Here is a 14214-nt window from a genome sequence, read left to right as displayed (position 1 = left end):
GTCGGAAGGCACGGGGCATGCGGGAGGAGGCACGAGGGGGGAGGCGTGGGTTTTCCGCGGATTTTTGGTGGTTTTGGGGGGGAGGGCAATGGGGAATCGGCAATGGGCAATGGGGGCGGCGGCGCGCGTGGTTCGTTGATCTGCGGATGCGACAGACCCGAGCGGAAGAGACTCACCGCCGAGGACGCGGAGAGCGCGGAGGGCAGAAGGATGGGGGTGGCGCTCGCAGCGAAGTTTGACTGTGCGAGACGATCACGGGTGCGCGATCGAGGCGTGGGAGAGGTGGAGCCCGGGTCAGGAATGACATGGGGCGCGGGAGGGGAAGAAGAAAGAAGAAGAGAGAGGCAGAGAGTGGGGAGCGAAGCCCGGAGAAGAGGTAGCCCTCACCCCAGCCCTCTCCCATTCGGCTGCGCCGAACAGGAGAGGGGGCGAGAGAGGAAGAGCGCGAGTCGCTGTTGTACGCAGATGCCCCGGGGCGCCAGTACTCCTCGCCCATTGCCTATTGCCTATTGCCCCACGACCTCTTTCACCGCCACGATCTCGACGAGCGGGGGCGTGTACATGAAGGCGTCGGGGTCGTGGCTGGCGCGCTGCCATTCGTGTTCGAACGCGGCGCGGTCGTCGTCGGTGATGTAGCCGAGTTTGGCGAGTTCGGGGACGAAGTTGCGGAAGAAGGAGTCGGGCCACGCCCAGAGGGTTTCGCTCGGGCGCGCGACGCGCAGTTGGGGCGTGATCTCGCGCACCGTGAGCCCGGCGCTGCGCATCATGGCGGGGAGGCGCCCTCCGATGTCGGGGTCGCCGCCCCGGTCGCGCCAGGAGCGCCGGACGGCGTCGATGACGCGGTCGAACGCGTCGTGCTTGGGCGCGAGGGACATCGTCTGGTAGTTGAAATAGTCCTGCACGATCAGGCGCCCGCCCGGCTTGAGCAGCGAGGCGGCCTGCGCGACGACGGCGGCGGGGTCCTTGACGAAGCAGAGCACCCAGCGCGCGTAGGCGGCGTCGAAGCGCGGTTCGGTCCCGAGCGTTTCGGTGAGGCGCTGGACATCGCCCTGGAGCGCTTCGAGGTGGTCGATGGCGCGGGCGCGGGACTGCTCGCGCAGGCGTTCGACATAGAACTCGGCTTCGTCGATCGCGACGACGCGTCCGGTGGGGCCGACGAGCCTGGCGAGGTCGAAGGAGGCGAACCCGGGGCCGCAGCCGATGTCGAGGACGGAGTCTCCGACGCGGATGCTGGCTCGTTCCCAGAGCGCGCCGGTGCGCGAGGCCCAGAGCTGGTGCTGGAGCCCGAGCCGGTCGAGTTCGGCCTGGTTCACGCCCAGGATGTAGGACTGGCGAGCGGGTGACGACGCGTTGGGTGGCGAGGTCGTGCTCATGCGTGTGGAGTTTAGTCGAGGCGCTTGGCGGAGGACTCGTTCTCGACGCGGACGGACTGCTTGGAGTCGGGGGCCATGACGCTGCGCATGGTGAGCATCATGACGGACTTGCTGACGGAGGAGCGCAGCATGTCGGTCTTGACATCCCAGATGACCTCGCCCTCGATCTTCGATTCCTCGATCGCGATGGTCATGCCCTGCGCCGTGGCGGCGGCATCGGCGGTGAAGGTCGCGACGCCGGTGATGTACACGCTCGCGAGTTCGCTGGTGACATCGGTGAGTTTGGCGTTGGTGGTGATGGTGATGACGCCCAGCGGCGGGGCGGCGGCCTGCTGCACGTCTTCCCAACTGTCGCCCTTGGCGATGGGCTCCATGCCGTCCTTGAGGACGAAGAGGCCGACGACGGCGGTGCCCAGGCCCTGCGCGCCGATGGCCTGCGCGACGAGCTGCTGCATGTTGGGATCGGCGGGGAGGAGCTGGTCGATGCCGTCGACGTTGGCCGTGGAGCCGGTGGGCGTCAGGGAGACGGTGAAGGACTTGCCGAGGATGGGTCGCAGGAGCGGCGCGAGCATGGACGCGCCGTCGTTCTCGACGGGGTCGTTGCTGCTGAACTCGGTGAAGAGCGCCGGGGACTGGATGAAGGAGTCGATGGTGTCGATCGTCGCGAGGATGCGCGCGCCCTCGGGGGTGACCTCTTCGACCTTGACGGTGAGCTGGAGCGTCGAGGAGATGTCGGCGACGAGCTGCTGGCCCTGCGCGGCGATGACCTGGCGCGCCGTGGTGGTGATCTCGTAGCGGGCGGTGGCGTCCTTGACGAAGGTGGGCCCGAGGTTGGCGGAGGGTGTGTCCTGCGACGCGGCGGCGAGGGCCGGTGCGGCGTGGGCGAAGAGCCCGGCGCTGAGGACGAAGGCGGCGGCGAAGGGACGGGCGGCGAGGCGAGGCATGGGGGGCTCCAGAGTCGCGGCGGTGGCGGGTCTGAAGCGCCACGAGGATGCGTTTGTACCGAACGCAGAACGGTAGGGACGCCGGTTCCGACGCGTGGCGGGGCGTTTAGTTCAGCACACCGACCGCCGCGCAGACCTTCTGGGCGGCGTCCGCGAGGTCGGAGCCGGCCTGCATGGTGGGGATGTCCTTGCGGGCGGCGTCGAGGATCTTGCGTCCCTGGTCGACATTGGTGCCCTCGAGGCGGACGACGAGGGGGACCTGGAAGCCGACCTGCTTGGCGGCGTTGACGATGGCCTGGGCGATGATGTCGCAGCGCATGATGCCGCCGAAGATGTTGACGAGGACGCCCTTGACGGCGGGGTCGGACAGGATGATCCGGAAGCCCTCGGTGACGGCTTCTTCGGTGGCGCCGCCGCCGACATCGAGGAAGTTGGCGGGCTCGCCCCCGAAGTGCTTGACGGTGTCCATGGTGGCCATGGCGAGGCCGGCGCCGTTGACGAGGCAGCCGATGTTGCCGTCGAGGGCGATGTAGGTGAGGCCGAATTCCTGGGCCTTGAGTTCCGCGGGGTTTTCCTCGGCGGGGTCGGCGAGGGCGGTGATGTCCTTCTGGCGGAACATCGCGTTGTCGTCGAAGTTGAACTTGGCGTCGATCGCGAGGACCTGGCCGGCCGGGGTGACGATCAGCGGGTTGATCTCGGCGAGCGCGCAGTCCTTCTTCGTGTACAGCGCCGCGAGCTTGAGCATGATGTCGGCGGCCTGGTTGACCTGCTTGCCGGTGAAGCCCAGATCGAAGGCGAGGGTGCGCGCCTGGTGGGGCTGGAGGCCGGCGACCGGGTGGAGGAGGACCTTCTTGATCGCGTCGGGGTTCTTGTGCGCGACTTCCTCGATCTCGACGCCGCCCTCGGACGAGGCGATGAGGACATTGCGGCGCGTGGCGCGGTCGGTGGTGATCGCGAGGTAGTACTCCTTCGCGATGTCGACGCCAGCGGCGACGAGCAGTTGCTTGACCTCGAGGCCCTCGGGGGGCGTCTGGGGCGACTTCATGCGGTTGGAGAGCATGAAGGTCGCGGCGTCGGTGGCTTCCTTGGCGGAGCGCACGAGTTTGACGAAGCCGGCCTTGCCTCGGCCTCCGGCGTGGACCTGCGCCTTGACGACGACGAGGTCGGTGCCTGCCTGCTTGCTGGCGCGCTCGTAGGCGGCGGCGGCGTCCTTGGCGGAGGTGATGACCTCGCCGGGGGGGACGGGGATACCGGCGGAGGCGAGCAGGTCGCGTGCCTGATGCTCGTGGATCTTCACTGGGCGCTCCTGGGCAGGGCGGGCGTGTGCTGTGGGAGTTGCGAGTGCGGCTGAGAAACAAAGCGACCCGCCTGGGCTGTGTGAGCCGGGCGGGCGTCGCGGGTGAATCGATGGAGCGGGCGCTCGCCCTGGTTGTCAGCGGCGAGAGTCGCGGATCGGCTCAGAACTGCTTGTCGGCGACGTTGACGAGTCGGCCGGCGCGGCGCTTGCGGTTGATGAGCGCGCGGCCGCCCTTGGTCTTCATGCGAGCGCGGAAGCCGATGGAGCGCTTGCGCTTGCGGTTGCTCTGGCGCTTGGGGTAGTGCATGGAGGACGGACTCCGGCGAAAGGGAACCGAGTGGACAGTGTGGCCAACGCCCCGGGCGTCGGGCCTGAGGGCCGGGAGGATAGGCGCCGCCCTCGGGTCGGGCCACGCGTGGTCGTCGAGTTTCGCGCTGTCGGGTCAGGCCGCCCGGGGGGCGCCGGGGCCTGCCGCGGTGGGCTCGAGGGCGGGTCCGAGGAGCCCGTGGGCCTTCTCGAGGAACTCGTCGGGGGCGAGCGGGAGGGCGGCGCGATCGGCGGGGCCGGATTCGGCGGCGGCGCGCCAGGCCTCGGGAGAGGGGTTGGGCCCGAGCAGGAGCAGTGGGAGGCGCGTCGCGGCGCGCAGGGAGGTGACCCGTGCGAGGGCGTCGTCGCGCGACGAAGGGGTCTGGAGGATCACGAGGTCGGCCGGGTGGCGGGCGAGGAGGTCGCCGAGCGCCGCGCCGGGCGCCGCGTGGAGTGGCTGGACCCCGGTGGAGCGCAGGAGCTGGTCGAGTATCTCGCGTGCGATGGGGTCGTCGACGGCGACGAGGGCGCGTCGGTGCGAGACGGTGGCCTGGCTGACGCGTGCGTGCGACTCGTAGACCGGGAGTCGGAGCGTGAGCGAGAAGACGACGCCCGGGCCGTCGTCGACGCTGATGGGGGATCCCATCATGTCGGCGAGGCGAGACGCGATCGCGAGACGGAGCCCGACGCGCGCGAAGTGGCGTGAAGCGGAGGTGGAGATCTGTCGGAAGGCGTCGGCGAGGCGTTCGAGTCGCGCAAGGGGGATGCAGCCGGAGGGGTCGCGGATCTCGAAGTGGATCGTGCACGATTTCTCGTCGGCGGCGAGCGCCTCGGCGTGGAGTTCGAGCGCGCCGGCGTCCGCGATCGCGAGTGCGGCCTGGGCGAGGTTCGCGAGGATCTGTCGCAGGCGGGCGGGATCGCCCCGGAGCGTGCCGGTCGCTTTGTCGCCGGTGTTGGCGATGATCCGGAGCGAGGCGGCGGAGGGTTGTCTTCGGACCGCGTCGAGGACATCGTTGAGCACGCCGCGCGGATCGAACGGGATGCGCTGGAGGCGCAGGTCGTCGCCCTCGATGCGGCAGAGATCGAGGACATCGCTGACCATTTCGAGGAGTGTTTCGGCGGCGTTGGAGGCGATCTCGGCGCATCGGCGCTGGCGGTCGTCCGCGGCGGTTCGGCGCAGGAGCTCGACGGCGCCGATGACCTCGTTCAGGGGCGTGCGCAGTTCGTCGCTCATGAGCGAGAGGAACTGGGCCTTGGCGCGGTTGGCCTCGTTGGCGTCGAGGAGCGCGCGGTGGAGCCCGAGCTCGGCGCGCTCCATGCGGCGGAGCGTCTGGCGGAGGTCGAGCTGACTGGACGCCTGGGCGGCGAGTGCTTTGAGCGCGTCGATCTGGCTGGTCGAGAAGCGACGGGCGCGTGTGTCGATGACGCAGAGCGTGCCGAGCCGGTGGCCCTCGCGGGTGACGAGCGGGACGCCGGCGTAGGCGCGTGCGTGGGGAGGGCCGATGACGAAGGGGTTGTCTCTGAAGCGCGGGTCGGCGCTCGCGTCCTCGATGATGAGGGGCTCGTCGCTGAGGATGGCGTGCGCGCAGAACGCGACATCGCGCGAGGTCTCGGTGAGGTCGATCCCGACGCGCGACTTGAACCACTGGTGGCTCTCTGCGACGAGCGGGATGAGCGCGATGGGGGTCTGGCAGACAGCCGCGGCGAGGCGGGTCAGGTCGTCGAACGCCTGTTCGGGCGGCGTATTCAGGACGCCGCACTCCATCAGGGCGTCGAGGCGCTGAGGCTCGGACGGGGGCAGGGGGGGCCGCATCATGGGGCTCCGGACGGAAGTCGCTGGCCCGACGTGCAACCGTGGAACGCCGCCCAGCTCAGGTGGGATCGGCCGGATCCGGGGGCGAGTTGGGTGAGAAGCGGGCGGGGTCGCGTGTTCCGGTGTCCCGATAACCGCCGGTGGTCGCGAACTTTTGCGGAAATGATTGCTTGGGCGGGGTTTGCCGATTAGATTGTGAGGAGCGGCGTCGTATGCGTCGCTGCCGAGCCGCGCGTGCTCATTGGCCGACCCCTCGCGACTGAACGCGGGACGGACGACCAGTCAGCCCTCGCGTCTGGGATCCGGTTTGTTCGACGAGGACGCGGTCCTCGTGGGCGGGATTCGTACATGCCGCGCTCGCCCCGCGGCGGCACGCGACGCGATGGACCAGACCACACTGCAGACAGCGGAGCGCATCCTCGGGGTGCGGTTCACCGATCATGAGTTGCTCAAGGAAGCGTTGACGCACGCGTCGATCGCGCAGACGCGTCTTTCGTCGAACGAGCGGCTCGAGTTCCTGGGCGACGCGGTGCTCGGGATGATCGTGTGCGAGCACATCTTCAACGAGTTCCCCGACCTGCTCGAGGGCGACATGACGAAGATCAAGTCGTCAGTCGTGTCGAGGCGGACCTGCGCGACGATCGCGAACGCGATGGGGCTGCCGGAGCTGCTGAAGCTGGGGAAGGGGATGCAGACGCGAGGGGATCTGCCCTCGTCGCTGGCGGCGGCGGCGCTGGAGTCGGTGATCGGCGCGGTGTATCTCGAGGCGGGGCTGGACGCGGTGAAGGCGTTCCTGCTGCCTCACATCGAGGCGCTCGTGCAGCGCGCCGCGAGCAGCGGGCACCAGCACAACTTCAAGTCGGTGCTGCAGCAGCACGCGCAGCAGGTGTTCGGCACGAGCCCGGTGTATGTGCTGCACGCCGAGGAGGGGCCGGATCACGCGAAGCGTTTCCTCGTCGGCGTCGAGATCGAGGGGCGCGCCTTCGATCCGTGCTGGGGGCGCTCGAAGAAGCAGGCCGAGCAGCAGGCGGCGCTGGCGGCGCTGCGGCAGCTCGGGGTGGCGGCGGAGAACGGCGACGGCGAGGTGGTGATCGTCGCCGGGCTCGAGATCGCCGAGGAGATCGTCGCGACGACGGACGCCGAGGCATCGGACAACGCGCCGGCTTGAGGATCGCGTCAGCGCGCGGTTCGCGTCGTGCGCGGCCACGAGGACAGATCGATTCGCAGGCGCGAGGGCGCGCCGTCCCAGGGCATCGCCGGGCGGGGCCATGTCGTGCGTGTTCCGCGCCGGTCGCGCCGTTCGACGCCCAGGAGGAGCGTGCCGTCGGGCTCGAGCAGCCCCTCCGGGAGATCGATGAAGGCGATCCAGCGGTCGTCCTCGACGCGGACGATGGGGGACAGCGCGGACTCGCTCTCACCGAGCGCCGCGGAGCGGAGGGTGAGGGTCGCGCTGGAATCGGCGCGGATGCGCAGCGCGGCGCGTGGCGCGTCGGTGGGGCCGAAGACGAAGGTGACTTCGTCGGGCGCGCTCGCTGCGGGGGAGGAGGGGTCGGTGACGCACTCGAGGTAGAGCTGCCAGTCGTCGGCGCCGGGACGCCTGGAGAGGAGCGCGGCGGTGGCCCAGCGGGCGTCGACGGGGTTCGTGCGCGAGGAGAGCCACGAGCGCATCGTGTGCTCGGGCAGCAGCGGCCCGATGCGAAGGCCGGGCGGCGAGACGGTCGACGGCGCGAGCGCGGCGTCGAGGCGCACGCTCCAGTCGGCGGTGGCGACTTCCACTGTGCGTTGCGAGGGCGCCTCTCGGCAGCGCAGCGAGATGCGCGCGAGCCGGTTGGCGAGCAGCGCGTCGAGGGTGGGCGGGTCGCACGATCCGACCGGCTGCGCGCCGGCGCGGACGACATCGCTCTGCCCGGCGAGCTCGGCGACGCCGATCATCGCCCCGGTCGGGGCCCCGGCGTCGTCGATGACCCAGGCGATCGCGCGCGGCTGCGAGGAGAGGTATTGGGCCGCGCGGTCGGCCGCGGCGACGATGGGGACCCGCTCGTCGAGGAGGACCGCGAGGACATCGCTCAGCGCGTCGTCATCGGGCGGGAACGCCGGGACGAGGAGGTCGTCGTCGAAGGCGACGGTGCGCGTGAGCGCGGCGCGGAGCGAGTCCGCCGCGGTCGCGTCGTGGCGGGCGAGCCGGTCGAGCGCGACGCGCACGCGCGCCTCGATCGTTCGCGCGTAGGACGCGAGGGCCGGGTCGTCGATCGCCGGGAGGCCCGTCGTGTCGGGCGCGAGCGCGACGCGCCAGCGATGGCGGGGATCGAGCGCGGCGGCGAGAAGCGGGCCGCTGTTGCGCGAGGGTTCGGAGCGCCGAGCGTTCGCGACGGGGGCGTTAGCGCGTCGGATGGGCAGGGTTTCGGCGCCGACGCGCAGCGAGTCTGCGCCGTCGAGCGAGGCGCGAGGGAGGAGGGCGAACCACGAGCCGCGCGCGTCGGGCGGCGCGGTGGCGTCGGCGTCGTCGGCCGCGCGCACGAACCAGTCGACGGAGGGGATCCATTCCCCGCCCTGCGTGCGCGTGCGTGCGCCGATCCAGGCCAGGGCGATGCCTGCGCGCTCGCACGCGAGACGGGCGTCGTCGTCGGGGGTTTCGATGGGGAGCGCGACGGGGATGTCGAGCGGATCGCTGAGCGCGAAGACGGCGTCGGCGGCCGGCGTGAGCGAGGCCAGCACCTCGAGCGAGGGAGCAGCCGCGTCGGGTGTTGACTCGCTCGTGTGCTGCGCGCTGGCGCGTTCGGGCGTGCCGGCGCACGCGCCGAGGAGCGCGAGCGGCGCGCAGACGAGCGTGAGGGCTGCCCGGCGTTTCATGCGTTGGCCGGCGCGGCGGGGATCGGCGCCTGCACGGGCAGCGTCGCGAGGATGGCCTCGATGACGCGGTCGGTGGTGATGCCCTCGGCGTCGCCCTCGAAGTTGAGGAGGATGCGATGACGCAGCGCCGGTGCGGCGGCGGCTTTGAGGTCGTCGATGGAGACGGCGGCGCGGTTGTCGAGCAGCGCACGCACCTTGCCGGCGAGCACGACGGTCTGGGCTGCGCGCGGGCTCGCGCCGTAGCGCACGTACTTGTCCACGATGGGGGGCGCGAAGCGCTCGCCCTCGCCGGCGGAGTCGGCCGGGTGCGTCGCGAGGACGAGTCGGACGGCGTAGTCCTGCACGTGCGGCGCGATCTTGGCGCGGCGGACCAGTTTCTGGTGCGCGAGGAGCGTGGCGTCGTCGAGTACGGCGTCGGCGCGAGCGTCCTGCGTGGCGGTGGTTCGGTTGAGGATCTCGGACAACTCGGACCGTGACGAGCTGCGCACGAGGAGTTTGAAGAAGAAGCGGTCGAGCTGTGCTTCGGGGAGCGGGTAGGTGCCTTCCTGCTCGATGGGGTTCTGGGTCGCCATCACGAAGAAGGGTTTGGGGAGTTCGTGCGTCGTGCCGCCCACGGTGACGCTGCGCTCCTGCATGGCTTCGAGGAGGGCGGACTGGGTCTTGGGGGTGGCGCGGTTGATCTCGTCGGCGAGGACGATCTGGGCGAAGATCGGTCCCTTCTGGAAGACGAAGCGCCGGCCGGCGTCGTCATCGGTGACGATGCTCGTGCCGGTGACGTCGGCCGGCATGAGGTCCGGGGTGAACTGGACGCGGCTGAACGAGAGGCGCAGCGCGTTGGCGAGGGTGCGCACGAGGAGGGTTTTGCCGAGCCCGGGCGCGCCTTCGAGGAGGGCGTGGCCCCCTGCGAAGAGGCAGGTGAGGATGCCGTCGACGATCTCGTCCTGCCCGACGATGACCTTGCGTATCTCGCGTTTGACGGCGAGGTAATCGTCGCGGAATTTCTGGACGGCGGCGGCGGCGTCCTCGGGGGTGCGCAGGGCCTGGTCGGCGTTCGAAGGTCTCGTGTCGTCGCTCATCACACCAACGGTACTCCCGTCGGGGCGCTCGTGTTGCGGAGCGTGCGAAGCCGGAAAACGAACAACGCGGCGCCTCCGTGCGGCGCCGCGTGTGTTCAGTCGTGCGGTGTGGTGTCGCTCAGGCGGCGTGCGAGCAGGTCGCGCCGATGCCGGTGTTGCCGGTGAAGGGCGAGTAGGGGTTGGCGTTGGTGAAGCCGGTGTTGGTGTTCACGCCGGTGGTGTTGGTGTAGCCGTTGGAGGGGTAGCCGGTCGGGCAGACGCCGGGGTTGAAGCCGGGGTAGGCGCCGAAGGGCGTGGGGAAGGCGCCGAAGGGGAAGCCCTGAAAGCCGGGGTTGAAGCCGTTGAAGGGGTTGGTGTTGATGGGCCCGCCGTTCCAGCCGGCGATGGAGGTCCAGTTCAGGGGCGAGCCGCCCGTGAAGCCCCCGGTGAAGCCCCCGGTGAAGCCGTTGCCGTTGATGCCGAAGGGGGTGGTGTTCCAGCCGGGGTTGAAGCCGTTGAAGCCGTTGAAGCCGGGGAAGGAGTTGATGGGGCTGTAGCCGGGGAAGGAGTTGCCGAGGTAGGCGCCGGGGATGGAGTTCCAGGGGGAGTTGCCGATGGCGCCGCCGACAAAGCCGGGGGTGAAGCCGGGGGTGAAGCCGCCGAAGCCGTTGAAGCCGGAGATGGGGCTGGCGTTGAAGCCGAAGGGGTTGGAGTTCCAGCCGCCGGGGTTGAACCCGGGGGTGAAGCCGGGGTTCACGCCGTTGAACGGGTTGGTGAAGAAGCCGGGGAAGCCGGTGGTGGGGAAGCCGTTGATGGTGCCGGTGGGGATCATGCTTGCTGCGTCTCCGAGAGAGGGGGTGTGTGGGTCGAGACGCCCGATCCGAACGCGGGTCGGGCGTGAGACAGGGCTGTGTGGGGCGAGTCCGCGTCGGGGCGGAGCCGAGAGTTCACCGGACGCGGCGTCTGTCGAGCGCGGCGGCTCGTGCGTGACGGGTGCGTCGTGGGACTTTGGTTCGCGGGTGCGTCAAGTCGTGGTCTCTCGAGCGTGCGTGGCGGCGAGGCCCCGGAATCGGACCGCCGCTGACGCGAGAGGCATCGTCAGGAACCGAATCGGACTTTGGTGCATTCCGGGAATTCGCGGTCCAGAACCAGCGCTGGGCGTAGCGGGCGACGGGCGTGTCGGTCCGGCGCGGGTGGTCGCTGGACGCCAACCGCCTGAGAGGTGGGTATACTCCGGCCCTCTCGCGGGAAGCCGCGACGGGCAACTCGGGCCTGTAGCTCAGCTGGTTAGAGCGCACCCCTGATAAGGGTGAGGTCAGTGGTTCGAATCCACTCAGGCCCACTTCCAACGGTCGATCGATGACAACCGCCCCGGCTTCGCGTCGGGGTGTGTCGTTTTTGGGGTGTCCGGGGTGGGACCGGCGGGCCGGGTTCGGTCAACGGGACGGGGTGAACGGTCCCGAGCCGCTGGGCTGGGGGAGGGCGCCCATCCGGTCGCTCGGGAGGATCGTGCGCCCGATGGGGGCGCGGTCGCGGTTGGCGCCGCGGGCGCGCAGGGGCTGGAGCGCGATCCCGATGCTGGTGTCGCCCGAGATGTCGTCGTAGCCGAGCGCGACGGTGAAGCGCATCTGGGAGAAGCGTCGTTCGAACTCGAGCCCGACGGACTGCACATCGCCCTGGTCGAGGTCGAAGACGCCGAGTGCGCCGAAGGAGTGCTTCGCGCTCAGGAGCCACTCGGCGCCGACATCGACGAGGGTGGAATCGAGTGGCTCGATGTGCCGGAGCTCGCCGAAGGCGCGCAGGTCGGGGGCTACATCGAAGATTGCGCCGAGCGCGGCGGTCGCGAGGTCGCTCTCTTCCGTGTCGTAGACCATGAACCCGAGGAGGGCGAGCGCGTCGGTGGCCTGCCAGAGCGCGTCGGCGGTGAAGTACTCGCCCATGACGGAGTACTCGGGTCGGGAATCGACCCATCGCCCGATGGGGCTGGTGCGATCGGCGTCGCCGGATGCATAGACATAGTCGGTGTTGAGCACGATGAGGTCGACGCTGCGCCAGCGTCCGGGCCCGCCTCGATAGGTCTGCCAGGTCTGCTTGACGCCGACGCGTGCCGCGGAGCCCGTGTTGATGCCCTCGACGCGCGGGTCGTAGACGGGAAGGGCGCCCTGCGTGACGGAGCTGGAGGCGTGCCAGAGGGTGACGGAGGGCTCGACGAGGTGCCGGAGCCGGTGCATGTCGAAGAGTTTGCTCTCGACGTTGTCATCGATGCGCTGGAAGGTGGTGGAGGCGCGGACGCCCATGCCGCCGTAGAGGCGCATGGAGTCGGCGTTGCGGTCGAACTCGCTGAAGTCGTCGTCGTACGCGGTGAAGCGCCCGACGAGGAAGGGCGTGACGCGCGCCGTCTCGCTCTGGATGGGCAGCGAGAGTTCGTGGCGAGTGTCGAAGCGAGCGACGCTCTCTTCGTCGAGCCCCTGCGCGCGCAGGCGATCGGCGATGGAGGCGTTGGGCGCGATGCCGAAGGCGCGCTGCGCAAGGGATGGTGTGTCGAAGCCGATCTCTTCGGGACGGACCTCCATGAACCGCAGCGACATGTTCGACGCGGTGGTTTCGGAGGTGTACGACACGGCGCCCCCGAGCAGCTCGTCGGCGACGCGCGCGTAGGTCGCCTCGGGGAGTTTCTCGGTGATCGAGCCGGGCGATTGCAAGAGGTATTCGTTGGGGACGTAGTCCTGGAGCGACGCGCGCGCCTCGATGCTGAGCAACTCGTTGTCGCGCACCCGGCGGAGATAGGCCGAGCTGGCGAACTCTCGGCTCGTCTCGCCCAGCCCGGGGAAGAAGGCGGCGATGAAGGCCGGGTCGGACATGTAGGCGGCTTCGAGGAAGAGCGTCCAGTCGTCGTTGAGGCGCAGGACATGCTCGAAAGTCAGCACGCCGCGGGACTCGCTGTCGCGATCGATCTCGCGCCCGGTGCCGAAGCGGTCCTCGCCGTTGTCGTAGACGTAGTAGCCGAAGAGCCCGCCGCGCGAGTCGGGGGTCTGCCACGAGGACTCGAGCCCGAACGCCGGGCCCCGGTCGAAGTAGGCGTCGAGGAGCAGGTCGGCGCGGAAACCAGGGCCGAACTCGAGGTTCGTGAGGGTCTGGAGGTCCCAGGTGCTGCGCACGACGGGCGACCCTGCGCGGCTGTCGAACTGGAGTTTGCGCAGCGGCGGGTTGTCGAGCGACCCGCGGTAGCGAGGGAGGGGGAGCGTCGGCACGCCCCCGGCGAGGAAGACCGGCGACTGCGCGTCGATGACGACGCCGCTGGGAGCGATGGTGGCGGACTCGGCGCGCGAGGACTCGGCTCGGGTGACGGTGACGCTGCGAGCGCCGATCGAGAGCGTGGGTTCGGCGAAGGCGGCGTTGGACATGCGCACCTCGCGCGCGGTCCACTGGCGCTCGGATTCCTGGCGGATGGTGCTGGCGCGCACGTAGATGGGCATGGCGAGCTGCTCGTCGTAGGTCCAGAAGACTGCGTCGACGAGGACGGCGCGCTGCGTTCGGACGTCGTAGAAGACCTGCGCGCCTCGGAGCGTGTAGGAGCCGTCGGTCGCGACGACATCGCCCTCGAGGTAGACGCCGCGGACCGCTTCGGTGGGCGAGGACGCGGCGAGGAGGTCGCCGGGTTCGAGGAAGACGACGGCGCGCGTCGCGGTGAGTTGGACAGTGCGCCCGGTGCGCGCCTCGACCTGCTGGATGGTGACGCCTCCCCCGAGGATGACGGCGCGTTCGTCGGGCTCGCTGCGCAGGGAGATCTGCGGCGCGTGGAAGGTCACGACGCCCTCGCGCGCCGTGCGGACCTCGCCCCCGGGGTCGGCCGGCAGTCGCGGATCGGGGGCCGGGATCGCGGCGAGGATTTCCTCCGAGGTGGCGAGCAGCGCGCGGAGCGTGGCTCGGGGGATCCGCGCGGATTCGTCGAGGGGCTCGAGGATCGGGGGCGCCTCGCCGGCGTCGGCGATCGCGATGGTGTCGATGAGGAAGCGGGCGAGCCGGCGGTCGCCTTCCACGAGGAACGCGTCCGAGGGGCGCCCTCGGGCGAGCGAGTCGATCCGCAGGAGCACATCGCCCGTGACGACCACGGTCACGAGAAGGCGGTCGGCGTGCAGGACGGAGCCGGCGGCGGCGCCGGGGTCGCGCGCGCCGTCGAGGTAGACCGCGAGCTGGCGCAGGCGCGTGCCGTCGGGCTCGTATCGGGTCTCGATCCAGACCGACGCGCGGTTGGCGTGGAGCGTGTACCCGGCGACGCGCAGGCGAACGTCGCCCGTGAGGAGGGCGCGCTGGGTGTCGCCCACGGTCCAGACCTCGGCGCGGAGTGCGCCCAGGTGGGCGTCGCCGCTCTGGGGGTCTGTGGTGAGCGCGAGGCCCCCGAAGGACGAGCCGTCGAGCAGCGCCGGGTTGAGCACGGGCTGGGACGCGGCGCGCGCGTCGTCGCACGCGAGCGCGTGCGCGAGCCCCGCGCTCACGAGGAGCGCGGCGAGGAGCGTTCGTGATCGGGTGCGTCCTTGCGTCACGGGCCGCGATGCTACACGCTGACGCGCGGGCT

The 14214-nt window shown here is 70.3% G+C and carries 10 protein-coding genes and 1 tRNA gene; 2 read left to right on the top strand and 9 right to left on the bottom strand.

Annotated elements, in window-relative coordinates; genetic code table 11:
• Positions 1-506 precede the first annotated feature (506 nt).
• From KF684_03160 to KF684_03140, 5 genes are all read right to left on the bottom strand, one after another.
• On the bottom strand, positions 507-1373 hold the full coding sequence (locus tag KF684_03160; GenBank protein ID MBX3351907.1) for a methyltransferase domain-containing protein: 867 nt from the start codon (positions 1371-1373) through the stop codon (positions 507-509).
• Positions 1374-1384: 11 nt separating this feature from the next.
• A complete protein-coding gene (locus KF684_03155) occupies positions 1385-2317 on the bottom strand; it encodes a hypothetical protein (protein ID MBX3351906.1) in 933 nt (310 codons plus the stop codon).
• 106 nt (positions 2318-2423) lie between these two features.
• On the bottom strand, positions 2424-3614 hold the full coding sequence (gene sucC / locus KF684_03150) for an ADP-forming succinate--CoA ligase subunit beta (protein ID MBX3351905.1): 1191 nt from the start codon (positions 3612-3614) through the stop codon (positions 2424-2426).
• A gap of 160 nt (positions 3615-3774) precedes the next feature.
• Positions 3775-3921, bottom strand: coding sequence for a 50S ribosomal protein L34 (gene rpmH / locus KF684_03145; GenBank protein MBX3351904.1), 147 nt, complete (start codon positions 3919-3921; stop codon positions 3775-3777).
• Positions 3922-4056: 135 nt separating this feature from the next.
• Complete coding sequence (locus KF684_03140) at positions 4057-5736, bottom strand: GAF domain-containing protein (GenBank protein ID MBX3351903.1); 1680 nt, start codon at positions 5734-5736, stop codon at positions 4057-4059.
• A gap of 379 nt (positions 5737-6115) precedes the next feature.
• On the opposite strand from KF684_03140, the gene rnc reads away from it, so the two are divergent.
• On the top strand, positions 6116-6901 hold the full coding sequence (gene rnc, locus KF684_03135; GenBank protein ID MBX3351902.1) for a ribonuclease III: 786 nt from the start codon (positions 6116-6118) through the stop codon (positions 6899-6901).
• An 8-nt stretch (positions 6902-6909) separates the two neighbouring features.
• Here rnc and KF684_03130 read toward each other — a convergent pair whose 3' ends face one another.
• The 3 genes from KF684_03130 to KF684_03120 form a co-directional block, all read right to left on the bottom strand.
• Positions 6910-8583 (bottom strand): hypothetical protein, encoded by a 1674-nt coding sequence (locus KF684_03130; GenBank protein MBX3351901.1) that lies wholly within the window; start codon positions 8581-8583, stop codon positions 6910-6912.
• The gene (locus KF684_03125; GenBank protein MBX3351900.1) at positions 8580-9659 is read right to left on the bottom strand and encodes an AAA family ATPase; all 1080 of its coding nucleotides are present in this window, start codon (positions 9657-9659) and stop codon (positions 8580-8582) included. Before KF684_03125 ends, KF684_03130 begins: the two co-directional genes overlap by 4 nt.
• 118 nt (positions 9660-9777) lie before the next feature.
• Positions 9778-10470, bottom strand: a complete 693-nt coding sequence (locus KF684_03120; protein ID MBX3351899.1) for a hypothetical protein — start codon at positions 10468-10470, stop codon at positions 9778-9780.
• 436 nt (positions 10471-10906) lie between these two features.
• On the opposite strand from KF684_03120, the gene KF684_03115 reads away from it, so the two are divergent.
• Positions 10907-10980: transfer RNA gene (locus KF684_03115), tRNA-Ile, on the top strand.
• 94 nt (positions 10981-11074) lie between these two features.
• Here the strand turns inward: KF684_03115 and lptD are convergent.
• Positions 11075-14182 carry an LPS assembly protein LptD gene (gene lptD / locus KF684_03110; GenBank protein ID MBX3351898.1) on the bottom strand — a complete coding sequence of 1036 codons (3108 nt, stop codon included), beginning with the start codon at positions 14180-14182 and terminating at the stop codon, positions 11075-11077.
• Between the last annotated feature and the right edge of the window lie 32 nt (positions 14183-14214).

The organism is Phycisphaeraceae bacterium (genome assembly GCA_019636675.1).
Taxonomy (GTDB): Bacteria; Planctomycetota; Phycisphaerae; order Phycisphaerales; family UBA1924; genus JAHBXC01.
The sequence above is the reverse complement of the archived record's forward strand: the minus strand, read 5'-3'. Positions and strand labels throughout refer to the sequence as shown.